Origin of the sequence: Candidatus Arthromitus sp. SFB-mouse-Japan (assembly GCF_000270205.1) — a bacterium.
Taxonomy (GTDB): Bacteria; Bacillota; Clostridia; order Clostridiales; family Clostridiaceae; genus Dwaynesavagella.
Map to the genome: position 1 here is coordinate 1,366,494 of NC_015913.1, position 23,158 is coordinate 1,389,651.

General features: G+C 28.6%; 20 protein-coding genes and 4 tRNA genes. 1 reads left to right on the forward strand and 23 read right to left on the reverse strand.

Going from position 1 to position 23,158, the window contains the following annotated elements; genetic code table 11:
• Positions 1–19: 19 nt before the first annotated feature.
• The 6 genes from prfB to recD2 all read right to left on the reverse strand — a co-directional run bounded on the left by prfB (position 20) and on the right by recD2 (position 8,460).
• Positions 20–1,133 (reverse strand): peptide chain release factor 2 gene (gene prfB / locus SFBM_RS06495; RefSeq protein ID WP_193761054.1). Its coding sequence is split into 2 segments (ribosomal slippage): positions 20–1,069 and positions 1,071–1,133, totalling 1,113 coding nucleotides; the frame shifts between segments, so codons are not numbered across the junction.
• A 51-nt stretch (positions 1,134–1,184) separates the two neighbouring features.
• A complete protein-coding gene (gene secA, locus SFBM_RS06500; protein ID WP_005805369.1) occupies positions 1,185–3,686 on the reverse strand; it encodes a preprotein translocase subunit SecA in 2,502 nt (833 codons plus the stop codon).
• Between the two features lie 141 nt (positions 3,687–3,827).
• Positions 3,828–4,361 (reverse strand): ribosome hibernation-promoting factor, HPF/YfiA family, encoded by a 534-nt coding sequence (hpf, locus tag SFBM_RS06505; RefSeq protein ID WP_005805368.1) that lies wholly within the window; start codon positions 4,359–4,361, stop codon positions 3,828–3,830.
• Positions 4,362–4,602: 241 nt separating this feature from the next.
• On the reverse strand, positions 4,603–5,262 hold the full coding sequence (locus SFBM_RS06510) for a ComF family protein (protein ID WP_005805367.1): 660 nt from the start codon (positions 5,260–5,262) through the stop codon (positions 4,603–4,605).
• Complete coding sequence (locus tag SFBM_RS06515; RefSeq protein ID WP_005805366.1) at positions 5,235–6,023, reverse strand: hypothetical protein; 789 nt, start codon at positions 6,021–6,023, stop codon at positions 5,235–5,237. The genes SFBM_RS06510 and SFBM_RS06515 overlap by 28 nt, the downstream gene beginning before the upstream one ends.
• A gap of 208 nt (positions 6,024–6,231) precedes the next feature.
• Positions 6,232–8,460 (reverse strand): SF1B family DNA helicase RecD2, encoded by a 2,229-nt coding sequence (gene recD2, locus SFBM_RS06520; protein WP_007441125.1) that lies wholly within the window; start codon positions 8,458–8,460, stop codon positions 6,232–6,234.
• 118 nt (positions 8,461–8,578) lie between these two features.
• Between recD2 and nagA the strand changes: the two genes are divergently transcribed.
• Entirely contained in the window at positions 8,579–9,724 is a 1,146-nt protein-coding gene (gene nagA / locus SFBM_RS06525; protein ID WP_005805363.1) for an N-acetylglucosamine-6-phosphate deacetylase, read from the forward strand.
• Here nagA and metK read toward each other — a convergent pair.
• From metK to SFBM_RS06610, 17 genes are all read right to left on the reverse strand, one after another.
• The gene (gene metK / locus SFBM_RS06530; RefSeq protein WP_005805361.1) at positions 9,721–10,917 is read right to left on the reverse strand and encodes a methionine adenosyltransferase; all 1,197 of its coding nucleotides are present in this window, start codon (positions 10,915–10,917) and stop codon (positions 9,721–9,723) included. The two genes, nagA and metK, sit on opposite strands and share 4 nt — an antisense overlap.
• A gap of 73 nt (positions 10,918–10,990) precedes the next feature.
• Positions 10,991–11,066, reverse strand: a tRNA-Thr gene (locus SFBM_RS06535).
• 3 nt (positions 11,067–11,069) lie between these two features.
• Positions 11,070–11,145: transfer RNA gene (locus tag SFBM_RS06540), tRNA-Val, on the reverse strand.
• Positions 11,146–11,149: 4 nt separating this feature from the next.
• Positions 11,150–11,235: transfer RNA gene (locus SFBM_RS06545), tRNA-Tyr, on the reverse strand.
• A 7-nt stretch (positions 11,236–11,242) separates the two neighbouring features.
• Positions 11,243–11,318: transfer RNA gene (locus SFBM_RS06550), tRNA-Thr, on the reverse strand.
• A 139-nt stretch (positions 11,319–11,457) separates the two neighbouring features.
• Complete coding sequence (gene spoIIID / locus SFBM_RS06555) at positions 11,458–11,712, reverse strand: sporulation transcriptional regulator SpoIIID (RefSeq protein WP_007439744.1); 255 nt, start codon at positions 11,710–11,712, stop codon at positions 11,458–11,460.
• Positions 11,713–11,757: 45 nt separating this feature from the next.
• Positions 11,758–12,615: a M23 family metallopeptidase gene (locus tag SFBM_RS06560; RefSeq protein ID WP_007439745.1), complete on the reverse strand. Its 858-nt coding sequence runs from the start codon at positions 12,613–12,615 to the stop codon at positions 11,758–11,760.
• A gap of 90 nt (positions 12,616–12,705) precedes the next feature.
• Positions 12,706–13,680, reverse strand: a complete 975-nt coding sequence (gene spoIID, locus SFBM_RS06565) for a stage II sporulation protein D (RefSeq protein WP_005805357.1) — start codon at positions 13,678–13,680, stop codon at positions 12,706–12,708.
• A gap of 110 nt (positions 13,681–13,790) precedes the next feature.
• Complete coding sequence (gene murA / locus SFBM_RS06570) at positions 13,791–15,044, reverse strand: UDP-N-acetylglucosamine 1-carboxyvinyltransferase (protein WP_005805355.1); 1,254 nt, start codon at positions 15,042–15,044, stop codon at positions 13,791–13,793.
• A gap of 92 nt (positions 15,045–15,136) precedes the next feature.
• Entirely contained in the window at positions 15,137–16,249 is a 1,113-nt protein-coding gene (gene wecB / locus SFBM_RS06575) for a non-hydrolyzing UDP-N-acetylglucosamine 2-epimerase (protein ID WP_005805353.1), read from the reverse strand.
• Positions 16,250–16,275: 26 nt separating this feature from the next.
• The gene (locus tag SFBM_RS06580) at positions 16,276–17,301 is read right to left on the reverse strand and encodes a glycosyltransferase family 4 protein (RefSeq protein WP_005805352.1); all 1,026 of its coding nucleotides are present in this window, start codon (positions 17,299–17,301) and stop codon (positions 16,276–16,278) included.
• 81 nt (positions 17,302–17,382) lie between these two features.
• On the reverse strand, positions 17,383–18,012 hold the full coding sequence (gene upp, locus SFBM_RS06585; protein ID WP_007439746.1) for a uracil phosphoribosyltransferase: 630 nt from the start codon (positions 18,010–18,012) through the stop codon (positions 17,383–17,385).
• 1 nt (position 18,013) lies between these two features.
• Entirely contained in the window at positions 18,014–18,487 is a 474-nt protein-coding gene (locus SFBM_RS06590) for a protein phosphatase (RefSeq protein ID WP_005805350.1), read from the reverse strand.
• A gap of 12 nt (positions 18,488–18,499) precedes the next feature.
• A complete protein-coding gene (locus SFBM_RS06595) occupies positions 18,500–19,582 on the reverse strand; it encodes an L-threonylcarbamoyladenylate synthase (RefSeq protein ID WP_007441126.1) in 1,083 nt (360 codons plus the stop codon).
• 31 nt (positions 19,583–19,613) lie between these two features.
• Positions 19,614–20,690: a peptide chain release factor 1 gene (prfA, locus tag SFBM_RS06600; RefSeq protein ID WP_005805347.1), complete on the reverse strand. Its 1,077-nt coding sequence runs from the start codon at positions 20,688–20,690 to the stop codon at positions 19,614–19,616.
• 90 nt (positions 20,691–20,780) lie between these two features.
• The gene (prmC, locus tag SFBM_RS06605) at positions 20,781–22,514 is read right to left on the reverse strand and encodes a peptide chain release factor N(5)-glutamine methyltransferase (RefSeq protein WP_005805346.1); all 1,734 of its coding nucleotides are present in this window, start codon (positions 22,512–22,514) and stop codon (positions 20,781–20,783) included.
• A gap of 33 nt (positions 22,515–22,547) precedes the next feature.
• Complete coding sequence (locus SFBM_RS06610) at positions 22,548–23,132, reverse strand: thymidine kinase (RefSeq protein WP_005805344.1); 585 nt, start codon at positions 23,130–23,132, stop codon at positions 22,548–22,550.
• Between the last annotated feature and the right edge of the window lie 26 nt (positions 23,133–23,158).

Genomic DNA, 23,158 nt, shown 5'->3' on the forward strand with positions numbered 1-23,158 from the left:
TCCTCCCATTGTCATAAATTTACTTTTCTCTATCAATAGAGCCTTTTATATGATTTTTTATAAATATATCAATATCTCCATCAAGCACCTTATTTATATCTGATATTTCAACATTCATTCTATGATCCTTAACAAGTGTATATGGATGCATAACATATGACCTTATTTGACTCCCAAATCCAATTTCTTTTAGATCACCCGTTAAATCCTCAAGTTTCTCCTTATGGGTTCTATCCTTAAGTTCAATCAATTTAGATACTAGCATTTTCATCGCAGTTTCCTTATTTGATAACTGACTCCTCTCATTTTGACATTGAACAACTATACCTGTCTTTAAATGAGTTATTCTAACTGCAGACTCCGTTTTATTGACATGCTGTCCCCCTGCGCCACTAGCCCTATATGTATCAATTTTAAGTTCACTCTCATTTATCTTAACTTCCTTTATATTCTGTATCTCTGGTAAAATCTCGACAGATGCAAAAGATGTTTGTCTTTTACCATTAGCATTAAAAGGGGAAATTCTAACAAGTCTATGTATGCCTCTTTCCCCCTTCATATAACCATAAGCATACTCACCTTCAATTTTTATAGTAGCACTTTTTATTCCTGCTTCATCACCTATAGTGTACTCAATAACATTTAAAGTAAATTTATTTTCCTCTCCCCATCTCATATACATTCTAAAAAGCATCTCACTCCAGTCTTGAGCATCAACTCCACCAGCACCAGCATGAATAGTTAAAAAAGCATTATTTTTATCATACTCACCGTTTAAAATAGTCCTAATACTAAGATTATCTATAAGATCTTTAAATTTATAAAAATCATCTTTAAATATCTTTATATATTCCTCATCATTATCATCCTTAATAAGCTCTAACGACTCTAATAAATATTCATAATCTTTAGATAAATTATTTACTTCGTCTATTCTATCTTTTAAACTCTTGCTAATCCTAACTATTCTAGTACTATTTTCAACATCGTCCCAAAATTTAGTATCCTCCATCATAATAGAATACTCTTCAAGTTTCTTATTTAAATTATCTAAGTCAAAGAAACCCCCTTATAACATCAAAATTCTCCTTTATATCCTTGAGCTCACTCTTAAAATATTGATAATCAAACATAACTTTCTCCTCTGTATATAAAAAGCTGCTAAAAAGCAGCTAAAATAAAATTTAAGAATTTTTACCACAACAAGACTTATATTTCTTTCCACTCCCGCAAGGACAGTTATCATTCCTTCCAACTTTAGCTTCTTTCCTAATTGGTTTTGCTTTAGTATCAGAAGAAGTTTCATTCGTACCTGTTTCCCTAGCAACTCTTTCTCTCTGAGGAGCTTTATCACCTCTAACGTGCATTAAATACTTGATAGTATCCAATTTTATATTCATTATCATCTCTTCAAACATAGCACTTCCCTCATATTGATATGCCTGAATTGGATCTTGTTGTTTATATGCTCTAAGCCCTATACCTTGTTTTAAATGATCCATATTATTTATATGATCCATCCATTTAAGGTCAACAACTCTAAGTAATATTACTCTCTCAACCTCACGAAGCTGTTTTTCTCCGAACTCCTCCTCTTTTTTTGCATATATTTTCTTTGCTATAGACACATATTTATTTATTATTTCCTTTGTATTTAAATCTTCAAGCATCTCAGGCTTAATTAACCCAACAGGAACATACAACATTTCCATATATTCTATAAGTTTATTTAAATCATTTTCTTCAGAATCAGATCCAAGTAAGTGTACATTAACCTCATATGAAACAACATCTTCAATCATAGAAATTATTTGTTCCTTTAAATTTTCACCCTCAAGTACTCTAGAACGTTGAGAATATATTATCTCTCTTTGCTTATTTATAACATCATCATATCCTATAAGAGATTTTCTGACATCAAAATTGTTACCCTCAACATTTTTTTGTGCATTCTCAATAGCTTTAGAAACAAATTTACTCTCAATAGCATCATCATCTGAAAGCCCAAGTCTATCTACAACAGCTTTTAATCTATCAGATCCAAATATTCTCATCAAATCATCATCTAGACTTATATAAAATCTAGAACTACCTGGATCTCCCTGGCGCCCAGCTCTTCCCTTCATCTGACCATCAACTCGACGAGATTCTGCTCTTTCAGTTCCTATAATTTTAAGACCTCCTGCTTCCGGAACACCCTTACCAAGCTTTATATCAGTACCTCTTCCAGCCATGTTTGTTGCAACTGTTATCATTCCTGATTGACCAGCCTGAGCTACAATTTCAGCCTCTTTTTCATGTGATTTAGCTGTTAGAAGTTGGTGCTTCATTCCTTTCCTTCTCAATTCATCAGACATGGCCTCAGCCTTAGAAATACTAGGAGCAACAACCAAAACAGGTTGACCTTTAAAATTACTTTCCTCAATATCTTTTATTATCGCTTTTATTTTCCCACCTTCAGTTTTAAATACTTTATCTGAATGATCAATTCTCTTAATAGGCTTATTAGTTGGAATAACTACTATATCCAAGCTATATATTTCTCTAAATTCATTTTCTTCAGTTGCAGCAGTACCTGTCATACCACTTAACTTTTTATACATTCTAAATAAATTCTGATAGGAAATAGTCGCAAGCGTTTTCGATTCCTTTTCAACTTTTACACCTTCCTTAGCTTCTATAGCCTGGTGCAAACCATCACCATATCTTCTTCCTTCCATTACCCTACCAGTATTATCATCAATTATCTCAACTTTTCCATTTACAACAATGTAATCCTTATCTCTTTTCATAGCATAGTTAGCCCTTAAAGATTGGGAAACATGGTGTTGTATACTCATATTTTGAGGGTCTGCATAATTATCAACCCTAAAGAAAGTTTCTGCTTTTTTAACACCATTATCAGTTAAAATTACAGAATTTGTTTTCTCATCTTTCTTATAATCATCTTCCTTAAGAGTTTTAGCAAAATAATCTGCTATCCTATAAAAATCAGTAGATTTATCTGCAGCACCAGATATTATTAAAGGAGTCCTTGCATCATCTATAAGAACAGAATCTATCTCATCTATAATTACAAAATTCAATCCTCTCTGAACTTTCTCCTCTTTAAATATAACCATGTTATCTCTTAAATAATCAAATCCAAACTCATTATTTGTTCCATATGTAATATCACAAGCATAAGCTTCCTGCCTTTGTTTAGATGTAATTCCATGAACTATAGGAGCAACGCTAACACCTAAAAAATCATATATAGGCTTATTTATTTCACAATCCCTCTGTGCTAAATAATCATTAACAGTTATTATGTGGACTCCCTCTCCTGTTATAGAATTCAAATAAGCTGGAGGTGTAGAAACCAATGTCTTTCCTTCTCCAGTCTTCATTTCCGCAATTCTCCCCTGATGTAATACAATTCCACCAATCAATTGAACATCATAATGTCTCTTACCTATCACTCTCCTTGAAACTTCCCTTATTACAGCAAAAGCCTCTGGAAGCATTTTATCAAGAGATTCACCTTTCTTATACCTCTGTCTAAATTCATCAGTCTTACCTCTTAACTGATCATCTGATAAATTTTGTATTGATGGCTCTAAAGAATTAATCTTTTTTATTATCTTGTTTATTTGTTTCAATTCTTTATCGCTATATGTACCAAATATTTTTGTTAATAATCCCATTAATTTTCATCCTCACACTACACTAACACTTATAATTATATTATCTTAATTTTATATTAAAATTAAACATATAATTTATTTTTTTATTCTATATGCTTAATAAACAGGTTAAGGTGTTCAATTGAACACCTTAACCCAAAATTAATATTCTGCTTCTATAAGTCCATAATTACCAGATTTTCTCCTATATAACACATTAACATCATTCGTCTCTGCATTGATAAAAACATAAAAATCATGTCCAATAAGTTCCATTTGGAGTATTGCCTCATCCTTATACATAGGCTTAATTGGAAACTTTTTAACTTTTATAATAATATCGTCTTCTAAATCATCATTTTCTATATTATCAAGTAATATATCCAAACTTCTTATATCTTTATTACTATATTTCTTAACAAGCTTAGTCTTTTGTCTGCGAATTTGCTTATATAATTTATCTACAACTAAATCTATAGCAATATACAAATCACTATTTCTCTCCTGAGCTCTTAAATATATACCATTAAATAAAATACCAACTTCTATTATTTGATTATTCTTTTCAACGCTCAGAGTAACGTGGGCTTCTAATTCTTGTGAAAAATAATTATCTAATTTAGATAATTTTTTATTTATAGCATCTTCCAACGCACGAGTAACTTCTATATTCTTACCATGAATAACAATTTTCATTAACCTCAAGCCCCTTTATTTTAAAATTAAAGCTAGTTGACCTGGTCTTTTACCCCACACTCGCCTGCTGGAGCTTTCGCTAATAAAAACTAATTCCTCACTACTAACCCTCTCATACATAAATGGCAGGTCTTACTCCTAAGCCGCACCATGATAATTAAAAATCTATTTTTAATTTACGTGGATCGTTTCGCCTGCGACTGGCATCGATTTTCAACCACAAACCTAGCTTTACTATATTTTAAATTAAAGTTTTCGCAATTGTCAATACACTTAAATCCATTTCAAATGTACTTTTTTTAATAATCCCGCAAACCTCATTTAAAGTACTATAAGTTGTCGCTACATCATCTATAATTAAAACTTTCTTATTCCTTAACATACTCAAATCTACATGCTTATTTATAAAAAATTTATCCTTTATATTAACTGTTCTCTCCGATATGTCTAACTTTTTTTGATCATGTTTTTTACCAATACAATATAAAAGCTTAATATACGGTATATCTAAACTCTTACTTAACGTCTTAGTCAAATAATGACTCTGATCAAACCCTTCTTTTTTAATCTTGTTCCTATCTCTAGGAACATAACTCAAATAATCTATTTTGATATTTAACTTCTTAATATAAGAGTTTAAAATAATACTCAAATACTCACCAGACCTAAAATCTTTATGTATTTTAAAATTGTATATTATATTTTTCATAGTGCCAAAATAATAGCAAGCATTATATGCATGAAAATCATTAAAATCAACTCTATTAAAATCCTCATTAAACTTAATATCCCGCATACATTCGTGACAAATAAATTTATCATCTATTTTTTCATAACAACTTACACACAAATTTAAATTAGGATAAATCAAATCTAATATTTTCTTACTCCACTTTCCCAAAGTTTCTTATTATAACTCCTTGAAATTACTTTTGCCATAATTATTTCTATATTTTCATAATTAGATACAAAAATAATTTCATTTTTACGATTTGTTAAAAATTTACACATCCCACATATAGTAAGTAAACTTTTATAATTAAATTTACTGCTACAAGCAAAAAACACTATTATGTTAAAATTATTATACATGGGATTATCAACTATAAAATTATATAATTCTAAAAGATACTCACTAGTTGTCAAATATATATAATATCCATCATTAATTCTATTTACAAAATCATTAAAAGATTTAAATTCATTATACATATATATCTTCTTAATCTTAGGAAATAGTAAACTATATTTCCTCATATATTTACTTACATTGAAACATGATTTATCATCTTTAGTAATAAGTATAACCTTTGTTTTATTAAGCATAAACCACTTTAAAAATTCAAATACGACATGTGGCATATCTTCATTTAAATTTATTTTAGTTTGTATACTCCTAGGTTCTTTAAATAAACTCAAATCTTCGTTCATTTCATACAATACTTTATCCTTAAACATCTTCTTCATACTTATTATAATCTTTTTACTTATACGTATGTCTTCAACATATTCTCTTATAAAATAATCATCAACTGAAGATATTCCTGTCACATCATCTACAATTAATAAATCAAATTGATTTCTTCTATCTATATTTAAAAATGTACTTAAAAAAACTATAGAATCTACATCAACTCTTTTACTCAATAAAAATTTCTTCACGCATTCCTCATTATGAGTTATATACAATATTTTCTTATTGCTACTTAAAAGATTATTTATTAATAAAATTATACTCGATAAATTATAAAATGGATGAGATACCAAATTTAATATGCCTTCCCCTGATGTAGAAAACCATTTAGTTAGGCTATAAAAATTATAATTTATATTATTATTCTTACTATGCGTTAAAATTTTAAACTCACTCCTAATTTTTATCTAATAAATTAATCACTTCATTAAATAAGTATTTTAAAGATGAATATCTAATAATCTTTGAAGTATTTTTTATCATATATGTTAAATAATTTATATCACCAACTAATACAACATATTTTTTAGCTCTAGTAACCGCTGTATACAATATATTTCTATTCATCAGCATACTAGAGAATTTAAATATAGGCAATATAATAACTGGAAATTCACTCCCTTGACTTTTATGTATAGTAATAGCATAAGCATGTTCAATTTCACTTAATAAATTCTTTGTATATTTAAACACCTTACTGTCATCATATATAATACTTAATTCTTTTTCGTTTATATCTATAATATACCCAATATCCCCATTAAACACTCCTATTGCTTGTTCTTCATCATGTATATTATATCCTCTAATCTCATAATTATTTTTAATCTGCATAACCTTATCTCCAACTCGATAACATTTTCCCCCATATATTAATTCATCCTTATTAATATCCTTTGGATTTATGTTCTCTTGAAGTAAACTATTAAGATTTGAAACTCCCAATACTCCTCCTCTTATTGGAGATAAAATCTGTATGTCTTTTAACTTATCAATCTTATATTCAAAGAATTTAGGTATCCTAAAAGATACTAAATCTACTAAAATTTTACATATATTCTCCTCACTACTATCTTTTATAATATAAAAATCACTATCTTTTTTGTTTAATATAAGTTCCTCTCCATTATTAATCTTATGAGCATTCAAAACTATAAAACTATTTTGCTTTTGCCTATATATTTTATTTAAATATGAAACTGGAAATATACCACTGTTTATTATATCTCTTAAAAAATTTCCAGGACCAATTGATGGAAGTTGATCAACATCTCCAACTATTACTATCTTTGTTCCTATTTTCAATGCTTCAAATAATTTGCTTGCAATCAAAACATCAACCATTGATGCTTCATCTATTATTATAGCATCACACTTTATTTTATTATTTTCATTTTTCCCTATATATCCAAACTCTTCATTATCACTAGTTGAAATTTCAAGAACTCTATGTATAGTTTTAGCTTCAAATCCTGTAGTTTCCATCATTCTTTTTGCTGCTCTCCCAGTTGGTGCAACCATTATTGGATTAAATCCATAATTAAGAAGTGTGCTTAAAATAAATTTTATTATAGTTGTTTTCCCTGTACCAGGTCCACCCGTTATTATATGCACACCATTTTTTATACCGCCAACTAGTGCCTCAATCTGATCTTCCGAAAATTTAAAATCATTCTTATTCTCAAACTCAAGTATATCTCTATAGATATCAATATTAAATTTATCCTTATATCCTATATATAACCTAATTAAATTTGAACATATCTCATATTCTGCCATATATATGTTTGTCAAAAAAACACATTTTATATTACTATTTTCATAGTTAAATTCCTTCTCTACAATAATACCACATGATAAAATATCATTATAAACTTCAATTATTTTTTCTTCAGAAATACATAATAACTCTTTACTTTTCTCAATCATCTCATTATATAATATAAATGTATTTCCAAATTTCAAATTATCCTTAAGCACATAAAATATACCGCTTCTAACCCTATTTGAATTCTCATTTGGTATATTTAGTTTCTTTCCTATTAAATCCACCTTCTTAAATCCAAATCCATTAATCTTTCCTATAAGCATATATGGATCCTCACGAATAATATTTACAGCTTCTTCACGAAATAAACTATAAATTTTATTTGCATTATTTAAAGAAAATCCAATATTTATAAGATCTAAAATTATCTCTTTATCATTTTTATCTCTATTCAAAGCACTTTTTATCTCTAAGAACTTCTTTTCCCCAATACCTTCAACTTCTTTTAATCTTTCAGTATAATTATTTATTATATCAAGAGTTTGATCTCCAAACTTCTCAATTATTTTCTTAGCTGTTTTCCTACCAATTCCAACAAATAAAGAAGACGATAAATAACTCTCTATGTCATTTGTAACACTTAAAATCCTCTTCTCTAAAAAGGAAACTTTAAATCTCTCACCATATTTACCATTGATTTCAAAATTCCCATTAACTTCCACGTAATCATTTCTATTAATATTATTATCATTATATACACATATTATTTCTTTACCTTCATCGTCTACAAGTATAAATATAGAGAACTTAACAGAAGTATAAATAATATTTTTAATAGCACCTATTAATTTTTTCATTCGTCCCCTCATAAATAATCCTAAAAAAATATAATATATTATATCACAAATATCTTAATCATTTATTTGACACGCATACTCTGATGAAATTAAAATGTATAAAAAGGAGTTGAAATAATTGTTAATAAAAAATGTTAAATTGATATTTACTGATTCAATTGTTCCTGGAAGTGTAGTTATACAAAACGGCAAAATATACAAAATATTTTTAAACCACAATCCAAGATATGAAGGTGAAATTTTAGATGGTGAAGGACTATACCTATCTCCTGGATTTATAGATATTCATATACATGGTGCAAGTAACCACGATACTATGGATGCATCTTATGAAGGTATTATAGAGATATCCAATACTTTATTGAAACACGGTGTAACATCATTTCTTCCAACTACTATGACATGTTCAAAAGAAGATATAAGAAATGCTCTTAAAAATATATATCAAATAATCAAAGACAATACATCACCTAACAACATACTAGGTGTTCATTTAGAAGGACCTTTTATTAGTAAGGAAAGGATCGGTGCACAAAATCCAGAATTTTTGTTAGAACCATCTATAGATAATTTCAAAGAAATAGTTGAAGATTATGAAGAAATTATAAAAATCGTAACTTTAGCTCCCGAAATTGAAGGAGCATCGAATTTAATTAAATATTTAAACGATAAAAAGATAGTCGCATCAATAGGTCACACTAATGCAACATATGAAGAAGCTCTATGTAGCATTAAAAATGGTATATCTCATGCAACTCATCTCTTCAATGCAATGACTCCATTTACTCATAGAAGCCCTGGAGTTGTAGGTGCAATATTAAATTCAAATATTACAGCTGAATGTATTTTAGATGGAATACATATCCATTATGCCGCACTAGACATGGCAATAAAAATTAAATCAAATAATAAAATAGTACTAATAACAGATGCTATGAGAGCATGCTGTATGAAAGATGGAAACTACACATTAGGAGGTCAAAATGTTATAGTTAAAGATTCTAATGCAAGACTTGAAAATGGTTCTCTTGCAGGATCGGTATTAACATTAAACAAAGCAGTATATAATGTCAAAAATAACTTAAACATCCCTCTTAATGAAATAATAAAACTTGTTACCATAAATCCATCAAAAATATGTAAAACTCAATTAACTAAAGGACTCATAAAAGAAGGATATGATGCAGATCTAGTATTATTTGATGAAGACATAAATATAAAACACGTATTTGTTAATGGGAATAAAAAAGAAGGTATTAGCTAAATACTAATACCTTCTTTCTTCAATAATGATTTTATTTCATTTACCTTATCTAATTTCTCCCAAGGAACATTTAAATCATTTCTCCCAAAATGACCATAACTAGCAACTTGTCGATATATAGGTCTCCTCAAATCAAGAATTTTTATTAATCCTCCTGGACTCAAATCAAAAACTCTATCTATAATATCATATATATTACTCTTATCTATTTTTTCGCTTCCAAAAGTTTCAACAAATATAGACACAGGACTAGCTACTCCTATTGCATATGCTAGTTGAATTTCAACCTTATCACATAAACCAGAAGCAACAAGATTTTTAGCAACCCATCTTGCTCCATAAGCAGCAGTTCTATCAACTTTTGTTGGATCTTTCCCTGAAAAAGCCCCTCCTCCATGCCTAGAAAATCCACCATATGTATCAACAATTATTTTCCTACCAGTAAGTCCACTATCTCCATGAGGTCCACCTATGACAAAACGTCCAGTCGGATTTATCAAATACTTAGTATTATTATCTAATAATTCCTTTGAAATAGTGGGTTCTACAACATTTTTTATTAAATCAGTTCTTATCTTATCTTGGGTCACAATTTCATCATGCTGAGTTGATATCAGTATAGTGTCAATTCTAAAAGGCTTGTCTCCATCATACTCAACCGTAACTTGAGTTTTTCCATCAGGTCTCAAATAATTCAATATACCTTCTTTTCTAACTTCTGCCAATCTTTTAGCTAATTTATGAGCCAATATTATAGGAAGTGGCATAAATTCCTCAGTTTCATTACAAGCATATCCAAACATTATGCCTTGATCACCAGCACCTATAAATTTATTCTCACTAACTACATCATTTCTTTTTTCAAACGATTCATCAACACCTATAGCTATATCAGATGATTGACCATGTATAAAATTAGCTATCGCACAAGTATTAGAATCAAAACCATATTCTGCCTTATTATATCCAATATCATTTACTATTTTTCTTACTATACTTTGAACATCTACATAACAATTAGTTGTAATTTCACCAATAACGTTTACAATTCCAGTTGTAACACTAATTTCACACGCTACTCTAGCTAAAGGATCTTTAGCTAATATAAAATCTAATATACCATCAGAAATTTGATCACACATTTTATCTGGGTGACCTTCTGTAACAGATTCTGAAGTAAATAACCTTTTCATATCAACCCTCCTAGATTATAAAAATTTACACAAAAAATAAAAAATAACCCTTCTATCAAGAAGGATTAAAGCATGGAGCTGGCAATAGGACTTGAACCCACAACCTGCTGATTACAAGTCAGCTGCTCTACCAATTGAGCTATGCCAGCAAATGGTGGGCACAACAGGGATCGAACCTGTGACCTCCTGCTTGTAAGGCAGATGCTCTCCCAGCTGAGCTATGCGCCCTTAATGGTGGAGGAAGCTGGATTCGAACCAGCGAAGTCGAAAGACAACAGATTTACAGTCTGCCCCCTTTGGCCACTCGGGAATTCCTCCATGTTACTGGAGCTGGCAATAGGACTTGAACCCACAACCTGCTGATTACAAGTCAGCTGCTCTACCAATTGAGCTATGCCAGCAATATCCATCAACATTTTTATTATATTATATATAATTTGATTTTGCAATACTAATTTAATCTATTTTATAATTATTTATTTCGTTTTAAGCTATATTTTATTATATTATCTATAATTTACTTTAAATTAGTAGCAATTATTAATTTTCTCCACTACTATATTTCATTTTAGTAGCATTACCTCCACGTATATGCCTTTCTGCTTTATTTAAATCCAATATATACTTAGCTTCTCTAGCTATTAAAGGGTTAATTTTAGGCAAACGTTCAGTCATATCTTTATGTATAGTGCTTTTGCTAACTCCAAAGGCTCTAGCTGTTTTTCTTATAGTAGATTTAGAATCTATTATATATTTTGCAACACCTAAAACCCTTTCTTCTATATAATCTTTCATGTCATATCTTCCTTTAATAGTTGTCCAGTCACCTCGACTGGACAACTATTTAAAATTTATATAATCTGCTGGATTTACTTCTTCATTATTTAGATACATTACAAAATTTAAATGTGATCCATAATCCTCATTTGAATAATTACCTGATGAATTTCCAACTGTTGCTATAACTTCACCTTTCCTAACCTTTTGACCATTGACAACCTTAATCTCTTCATCTAAATTTGTATACACACTTTTAAATCCATTATCATGTTTAATTACTATATACTGTCCCTTTTCCGTTAAATCATTATCTATTTTTTCGACAACACCATCTAAAACAGACATAACAGATTCACCCTTATCAGCCTTTAAATCTACACCATCTCTAGTTCTCCATGTATTTAAAGTCTTAGAATACATCGTATCTACTGAATACTCTCTTATTAATGAGCCCTCAACAGGACTAGAAAATGTTAATGTGGATGCTGAAACTTGAACATTATCTTTATCTAAATCAACATCAACAACCTCTTTGTTAACCAAATCTTTTTTATCCTCAATTAAATTTGTTGCAATATCGGTATTTGACAATTTATCTAAATTATCATTTTTACTTACAATATCTTTTACTTCCTGATTATTTGAAGTATTCAATACATCTTCATTTTTAGTATTAGTATCACTCGGTATATTATTAACTTGAAGGGCATTATCCATATTACTCTCATTGATATTTAATTCTTCATTAAATTTCGTATTATCTGTAACCTGAGTTTTATTACCCTCTGCGTAATTATTGTTAAATGATGAATTACTAAAATAAATTATTAACGCTAAAACTATTGCTATCCCAATAAAAACAAATAAATTAATCTTTTCCTTCTTGCCAAATATTTTTGTCCTTTTTAAATTATTCATTTTTAACACCTCCATTCTAATTGTGTCCACTTTTAGTAAAAAAATACATTTTTAGAACATTTTGCACAAAAAAAAAAGAAAAAGGCATCACTAAATTGAAACCTTTTTAATCTTAACACCACTATAATAATGTTTTAATATTTCATCATACTTATAACCAAGCTCAGCCATCTTTCCTGCTCCCCATTGGGACAAACCAACACCGTGACCATAACCTCTAACTTTTATAACTATATTATTATCTTCCTTTTTCATATCTATATTACTCGAATTTAACTCGAATAAATATCTGAAATCTAATCCTCTAATAATCTCATTCCCCAATCTTATCCTATATATTGATCCTGATTCCGTATAACCCAAAATTTCAATATCATCATAGTTTTTAACATTCGCATTAGAATATTTATTATTTATCCTATCTACAAACTCACTCTCGCTAAATACATATTCCTTGGTAACATTTGGTGCATCTTGATCAAATAAACTATTAACAGATTTTAAATATGGCTCGTCAAACGAGAATACATCTGATGAATTTTCGGTATATCCACTTGAAATTGCAAAATATAATGCATTATTAACAATTTCATCATTGTAATACAAGACTTCTCCTCTTGTTTCGTCTATAGCTCTTCTTATTTTTTCTATATATTCATCTTTCTTACTACCAAACTTCTGCTCATACATACTCTCATCTATATAAGCCTGAGAATGGACTGTATCACAAACATGAGCAACATTATGTATTTTTACCCCACTAATTACCTTGCTAATTGCATATGTTCTAGATGTAACTGCCTGGGCCTTTAAAGCCTCTATATCAAATTTCACAGGCATTTCAGCTGCCAAAACACCTTCTAAATATTCTTCTAATTTCAATTCTTCTACACTATCTGTTTCATGTCTATATAATTTTATAATAACATCTTCCTGATTAACATTAATGAAACCTTTAAAATCTTCATTATAACTAATACCAATAACTGCTAAAGGCAATAAAAAAAATACACACATAAAAATTAATAATAATAATGAAAACTTCTTTAAAATATATTTAATCAAAACATTTTACCTCTACTAATCTTTAATATATAATATTTTATTTATTAATATGTTATATATTCTTACAAAATAAAAAACATCCAAAATAATGGATGTTTTTTATTCTTAATTTATATTCTATCTATACTAGCATTCAATTTTCTTAATTTATACTCTATTCCTGAATATCCTCTATCAATATGATATATATCGGTAATCTCACTTTCACCATCACAAGATAGTGCTGAAAGTATAAGTGCAGCTCCAGCTCTTAAGTCTGTAGCCTTTACAGTCGATGATATTAGTTTACTCACACCTTCTATTATAGCAACTCGATCATATATAGAAATATTAGCTCCCATTCTACACAATTCCATAACATGCATAAACCTATTTTCAAAAATAGTTTCAGTAATAGTACTAACACCATTTGTAACCGATAATAATGCCATCAATTGTGGTTGCATATCAGTAGGAAAACCAGGATGAGGTAAAGTTTTTAAATTAATAGCTCTTAAATCAACATTACCATTTACAAAAATTTCATTCCCATCAATATTCATATCAAGTCCCATCTCATAAAATTTAGATAAAATCGGATTTAAATATTCCTCATTTATCCCCCTCACCTTAAATCTACTCTTAGTAATAGCTGCAAGTGCTATATAAGTTCCAGCTTCTATCCTATCATAAATAGGAATATGCCTAGTACCTCTCAAATTTTTGACGCCATTTATAATTATTTTAGATGTCCCTGCGCCTTCTATATCTCCACCCATACCATTTATAAATACTACCAAATCTACTATTTCAGGTTCTTTAGCTGCATTCTCTATTATAGTTCTTCCTTCAGCCAATGTAGCAGCCATAATTAAATTCTCAGTAGCTCCTACTGAAGGAAAATCTAAATATATTTTAGATCCAAGTAATTTTTTTGCCGTAATTTCAACACATCCATTCACAATTGAAACATTTGCTCCTAAAGTTGATAATCCTTTCAAATGCAAATCAATTGGTCTAAGACCTATATTACATCCTCCTGGCATATAAATACAAGCTTTACCAAATCTAGATATTAAAGGTCCTAATACTAAAAATGAAGCTCTCATCTTCCTTACTAAATTCTCAGATAAATCAAGTGGAAGCATATTCTTACTATTTATACTAAGAGTACTATCTATCTCATTTATATCTACCTTTACTTTCAAACTCCTTAGTACATCACATATAACAAAAACATCATCAAGCATAGGTATGTTTTCAATTATACATTCATCATCACATAGTATTGTGGCCGCTATTATAGGTAATACAGAATTTTTAGCCGAACTAACCTCAATCTCACCGTTAAGCGTCCTACCGCCTCTAATTCTAAATCTTTGCATGCTAGCCGCTCCTCCAAATATTAATTTATCTTAGATTAAATAAAACCACATTATATTATACGGTACCAATATACAAAGTTAATTATAATTTTTTAATTATTACCTAAATAGTTTTTTTCTAGTATGCTAACTATCCTTTTTGATGTATTCCCATCTCCATAAACATTACTTATCACCTTATCCTCAATTCCATTATCTATCAATTCTTTTGCAAATTTATATATTCTATCTCTATCCGTTCCAACTAATTTTATCATCCCTTCTTCTATCATCTCTTCCCTCTCAGTCTCATTTCTTAAAACCAAAACAACTTTACCCAAATGAGGAGCCTCCTCCTGTATACCACCTGAATCAGTCATAACAAAAAAACACCTAGATAATAAATTATGTGAATCGTATATATCTATAGGATCTAATATATATACATTTGATATGCCATTTAAAATAGAATTTACTGTATCCCTAACTATAGGATTTAAATGCGTTAAAAATACAATTTTTATATCCTCATATTCCTCTGATATTTTTTTTACAACATTACAAATATTTATTATAGGTTTTCCCCAACTCTCTCTCCTATGTGCTGTAACTACAATTACTTTACGTGAAAAATCCATATCTCTTAATATTTTGTTTCTAAATATATAATTATTACTTATTGTATATTTCATTGTATCTATAACTGTATTACCTACAACATATATATTCTTTTCATTTACACCTTCTTTTAAAAGGTTATTTTTAGATAAATTAGTAGGTGCAAAATGATACTTTGCCAATACTCCAGTTAATTTTCTATTTGCTTCCTCTGGAAATGGAAAATATAAATCATTACTTCTTAATCCTGCTTCAACATGCCCTATATCAATCTTTTGATAAAACGCTCCTAAACTAGAACAAAAAGTTGTGGTTGTATCACCATGTACAAGCACAACTTTAGGTTTCTCTTCTAAATATATTTTTTCAAGATTTATCATTATTGATGTAGTTAAAGTTGTTAATGTCTGCTTTTCTCTCATGAGGTTCAAATCATAATCCGGTATTATATTGAACTTATTTAATACATCATCTAACATTTCTCTATGCTGAGCGGTCACACATACAATATTTTCAAAATTCTTATTATTCTGTAGCTCCTTTATAAGCGGAACCATTTTAATTGCTTCTGGTCTTGTTCCAAAAACACTAATAACTTTTATACTCATAATATCTCCTTCAAAATATAAATTAATTATTCATCCTTCTTCAGTTGAAAAATATCAAGCTTAACCATTAAATAAATAACATAAATTACACTAATAATTAACAGAAATAAGAAATTGATCCTATTTGATATGACCATGAAAATAGCTATTACACTAAATATAATCTCAATAAAATACATAATAATAACTGCCTTAGGATGCGAATTACCCAATCTTATTAACTTATGATGTACATGACCCTTATCAGCCTGCATTATAGGTAAATTTTTCAATTTACGTCGTATTATTGAAGTTATAGTATCAAATAATGGTACCCCACAAATAATCATTGGAATCAAAATAATAAACTCTCCATTTATGGTATTACTTCCATCTATTAAAATAACAGACAAAATAAACCCAATAAATTGAGCTCCAGAATCACCTATAAATATCTTGGCTTTATAAAAATTATAAGGAAGTATACCAATTAGCGTACCACATAAAACAGATGATATAATAGCACTAGATAAATTCCCAGATATCACACTTATTATAAAAATAGTTATAAACACTATAAGTGAAATACCTGCAGCTAAACCATCTAACCCATCTATCAAATTAAATGCATTAGTAAGCACTATTACCCATATAAACATCAAGGGTATTCCTAAAAAATCTAATGAATATGTACTACCCCCAGGTATAAACGTTATATCCTTTATATAAATATCATTAAATACCAAAATACTAATAGCAATAATCTGAATAATCAGCTTTTCTTTTGGTTTAATAGGATATATATCATCGATTATACCCCCAATTAAAATAATAGTTGAACTAACTATTATCCTAAAATGATTATTATCAATAAATGAATTTTGCAAAGTTAGTGTTATAAGAAATGATATATATATAATTATTCCACCCAAAAAAGGCATTGGCGTTCCATGAACCTTTCTCGTTTCCCTAGGAATATCTAAAAACTCAAATTTAAAGGAAATATTCATAAATAATGGCGTCAAAAACAACGATATCATCATACTAAAAATAAATAATGTTATATATTTCATAAAATCATCCTAAATATCTCATTTTAAATATGTACTTATAATTTCCAATAAATTCAAAAATTATTCTGATACGTATTAAATCTAATGCGTTCCAAATATCCTATCACCAGCATCTCCTAATCCAGGAACTATGTATCCCTTTTCATTTAACTTATCATCAATAGCTGCTGTATATATATTAATGTCATCAAATTTAGTTGTTATTTTATTCAAACCCTCTGGAGATGAAATTAATGATAAAACATTTATATCCTTAACTCCCTTTGCTTTTAAAATATTTATAGAGTCAATTATAGATCCTCCAGTCGCAATCATTGGATCTAATAACATAACTTTTGTATTCTCAATTCCACTTGGTAGTTTAGAAAAATACTCTACAATTTCAAGTGTATTTTCATCTCTATAAAGTCCGATATGTCCTACTTTAGCACTAGGTATAACTTCTAAAATCCCATTTAACATTCCAAGACCTGCTCTTAAAATAACCACAAATGTTATATTTTCTTCCTCTATCATTTTACCTGACGTAAATGTTATTGGTGTTTCAATCCCTTTATCCAACATTTTAATATCTTTAAGTGCCTCATAACCTAAAAATACCCCAATTTCATCACATAATTTCCTAAAATCACATGTACGTGTCTCTTTACTTCTTAACTGTGTTAACTTATGCTGTATTATCGGATGCTTTATTTCAAAAACATTTTTCATTTTATCCTCCAAATTCATTTAATTTATCTAATACTTTGTTTAATAAATAATCAAGTTTAAGTAATGTAGCCCTATATATCTCTATATCACCCATGTAAGGATCAACTATATCACAACATTCATCAACAAATTCCGAAATTGTAAATAATTTATTATCCTTTACACAAAAATTGCTTTCTATAAACTTTTTATGATCTCTTGTAACTGCTAAAATAATATCACAATTATCTATAATTTTACTATCTAATAATTTACTTTTTCTATTACTATCAAATTTCTTATTATAAAATTCTTCTAAAACCTTATTGGCATTAGATGAAATATAAGTTGATTCATCTGCCATAATACCTGCAGATTCAATTCTAAATGATTTCAAATCATTTTCACCAAATCTATCCATAATTTTTTCTCTAAGGATAATTTCAGCCATAATACTTCTACAAGTATTTCCAGTACAAACAAATAATATATTCATCAAATACCACCCCTACAAAGTAATTAACCTATGTCCAGCCGCCTTAAGAAGTCTATTCATAATAGCATTAGAAAAATCATCGCATAAACATTCACTAACTATAAAGTCACATTCTAAATCATCAAACTTCCTTATACTCTCAAATAAATTCCTACTTAATTCTAAATAACTATCTCTACTTCCAACAACTACAACTTTAAGAATATAATTTAATGTTTTATTTAATTCATCATAAAATTTATAATTTTCTCTTAAACACAGAACACCTATAATCTTATAAGAATTTACTCTCTCTTTTATATACTTACCTATACTATTTAAATCTGATTTTAGAATAATCATCTCTCCCTTAGGTGCATAATGCCTATACTTCAATCCTGGAGATATAGGTTTATCCTTAATAAATTTATCATTAATTTTACCATATAATTTTGCATTAGGTATAACATCTTTTATATCATTAATTGTAACATATCCTGGTCTTAAAACTACAGCCTCATCATTAACCATACTAATAACAGTAGATTCAAGTCCTATATAACTTTGCATACCATCTATAATAAAACTAACCTTTCCATTCAAATCATCAAAACATCTTTTTGCACTAGTTCCACTAGGTTTCCCAGAAATATTTGCAGATGGTGCTGCAATTGGAAATCCACTTTTCTCAATTAAATCAAGTGCAATTTGATGATTTGGCATCCTAAGCGCTACAGTATCAAGTCCTCCAGTAGTTTCATAGGGCATTATTTCCTTTTTTTCTAAAATTATAGTTAATGGTCCCGGCCAAAATTTATCTATAAGTTTATACGCACCATATCCTATATTCTTTGCATACCTTGAAATCTCCTTATCTGCTATATGTACAATCAAAGGATTATCTCTTTCCCTACGCTTAATGTCAAATATTTTTAATACTGCATTTTTATCTAATGCATTAGCTCCAATCCCATATACAGTTTCTGTTGGAAATACAATAATCTCACTATTCCTTAAAGCTTCTATGCATAAATTGTATTCCTTCTTATCATTATAAAAATCTACAATCTTAGTTTCCATACAAACACCCATATATGTATATGAATTTATCGCCATAAGAAAAATCTTATGGCGATAAATTCAAATACTATATACTTTCTCCCATTTGCTTCATTTTTTCTGATTGATCCTCTGTTATAAGTCCTTCAATTATTTCATCAATATATCCATCCATAAAACTATCTAACTTATAAATTGTTAACCCTATTCTATGATCGGTAACCCTACCTTGTGGATAATTATATGTCCTTATCCTCTCACTACGATCTCCAGATCCAACCTGACTTTTCCTATCTTCAGCAATAAGCTTTAATCTCTCTTGCTCCGCAATTTCAAATAATCTAGCTCTTAAAAGTTTCATTGCCTTTTCTTTGTTTTTTAATTGAGATTTTTCATCCTGACATGATATAACTATTCCACTTGGAATATGAGTAATCCTAACAGCTGAATCTGTCGTATTTACTGACTGACCACCATTACCAGATGATCTAAATACGTCTATCCTCAAATCATTTTGATTTATTTCAACATCAACATCATCAACCTCAGGTAAAACTGCAACTGTTGCAGCTGATGTATGTATTCTACCAGAAGCTTCAGTATCAGGTACCCTCTGAACTCTATGTACTCCACTCTCATATTTAAGCTTACTATAGGCCCCACTACCTTTGATCATAAATACAACTTCCTTAAATCCACCTATATCAGTATCATTTACACTTATCATTTCTATTTTCCAACGTTTATTTTCTACATATTTAGAATACATCCTAAATAAATTCGCAGCAAATAGAGCAGCTTCATCCCCTCCAGTACCTGCTCTTATCTCAACGAACACATTTTTTTCATCATTTGGATCTTTAGGGAGAAGTAAAATTTTCAACTCATTTTCAATAGTTATCTTATTATTTTGCAATTCTTTAATCTCTTCCTGAGCAAGTTCTCGAAACTCTTTGTCTTCTTCATCATCTAACATTTCTTTACTATACTCTATATCATCCAAAACTTTTTTATACTCTCTATACTTTAATGTAATAACCTCAAGTTCCGAATGATCTTTACAAAGCTTTTGCCATTCTTTCTGATTAGACATAACCTCGGGATCGCTTATTTTGATAGACAATTCTTCATATTTTTGCTCTAAAAAATCTAACCTTTGAAGCATTTAACTTTCAACTCCATGATCTTTATTTCATCTAGTTAATTATTATAAGTTTTATTTGTATAAATTTCAACAATAAATGATATTATAACCCTACTCAATTTTAGATTTATAATATCCAATTATAACCCTATCATGCTCATTAATATCTTTATAAATATCTATATTTACAAAATTATTATTAGTCATTATATACATAATATCAAACGCCTTATTATATGGTATTTCAAATGCAATAAATCCATTATCAACCAAAACTTCCTTAGCTTGCTCACAAATTTTTCTATAATACGATAAACCATCATCACCACCATCTAAAGCTTCATGAGGTTCATAATCCTTAACATCCTTCATTAAATTCTTTATATCTTTACTTTTTATATATGGAGGATTTGACACTATACCATCAAGCTCTAATCCATTTTTTATAAAAAATTCTAACAAATCACTCTTAACAACATAGCTCCTATCCTTCAAATCATGTATATATATATTTTCCTCAGTAACTTTTAGAGGAATTTCGTAATTATCTACGTATGTACAATTCACATTCTTATTATTTTTTTGTATAGATATCCCAATAGCACCACTCCCTGAACACAAATCACATATACTTAAACAATTCTCATTATTATTTAAAATTTCTAAAACTTTATCTACAAGTATTTCGCTGTCAGTTCTAGGAATTAAAACACCCTCTTTAACTATGAAATCTATTCCATAAAATTCTTTCTTTCCTACCATATAAGCAATTGGTTTCCCATTTTTTCTTTGATCAATTAAATCTAAATATTTCTTCTCATCTTCCTTAGAAACCTCAACCTCACTCGTAAATACTTGTGTTGGCGTAATACGCAAACAATATTCAATTATTAATCTAGAATCTAATGAATAAGACTCTATATTCGCATCTCTTAATATCGATCTACCCATCAAAAACAATTCTTTTATAGTATTTTTCACTTTTATACCTTCTGATATTTTCAATGCAATAATTGCAACTTCTATCTCATCATCTTTAGGTTCCTTAGTCGTAAATTGTTGAATAAGCTTTGAAATACTAAAAAGCATAGATGAAAAAATACTTTCGCTTCTTTCCATATAATCTAATATTTCATAAGATATCCCAATTACAATTGGAAAAATTATTAATTCTATCAATATATTAATTAAAAAATTATATCTCGGTATAATAAAAAACAACATTAAATAACAAATCAATATGTAAATTATAAAATTAGTTCCACATCTCTTATGAAATCTTGATGATTTTTTTACATTTTCTACAGTTAATTCACCCTTACTTTCATAACAATTAATAACCTTATGCTCAGCCCCATGATATCTCAAAATTTTAGATAATTCAGAGCTTGATGATATTCCCATAATATACGCAAATATCAAAATCAATCTAATTATAAATTTAATAAAAGATATCAATTGAATATTTTTAATAGATGGAATTATAAATACAATAAATTCAGGCAAAATAAAAAAAATAAACATCAAAAATATACTGCTTAAAACAAACATTAATACTCTATTTCTTGTAATTACCTTTATAAAACTATTGGAAATATTAGATTTACCATTTTCACTACTAATCTCCCATAAATTTAAATTTTTCACACTATCTCTTATAGTATTTATAAAATTAATCATACCTCTGATAATAAATATTTTTTCAATACCAGAAGGTTCTACAATACGTTTTTCTCTAGTTTCTATATCTATTCTCCCGCTTAATTTCCTTCGAACAATTGCACTACATTTTCTTCCAATCATGATTATTCCGTCTATAAGTGCTTGTCCTCCCAATCTTTTCAACTGTCACACCCCAAACTTTCAACAATATTAATATTATATATCATAAACTTCTCTTCTTTTAATAAAACACTTACCACACAATGGTTCATAAGTCACATCTTTTTCACCATCTATCGCACACTGATCTCCTGAAAAAACAAACTTTCCGTTAATTTTTCTTCCATTAGTTATAGCCTTTTTCCCACATTGACATATTGTTTTGAGTTCCTCTATAGAGTGAGCTATAAGTAATAATCTTTCACTACCTTCAAACCCATTCATCAAAAAATCCGTTCTAAGTCCATAACAAATAACTGGTATATCCCAAATAATACTTATCTCAAATAATTCATCAATCTGGAATTTCTTCAAAAATTGAACTTCATCTAAAATAATACAATCAACATTATCTCTAAATGGTTTCAATAAATTCTTTAAACTCTCTGTCTGTGAAATTAAAAAATCAACCTCTCTATCTATTCCAAGACGAGATACAACTTTGTTATCTCCCTTTGTATCAATGCTCGGTTTTAACAATAAAACTTTCATTCCTTTTTCTTCATAATTATGTGCTACTTGAAGCATAGCTGTAGTTTTTCCTGAATTCATTGCACCGTACCTAAAATATAATTTCGCCATAATTCATACATCCCCTCCTATAATGT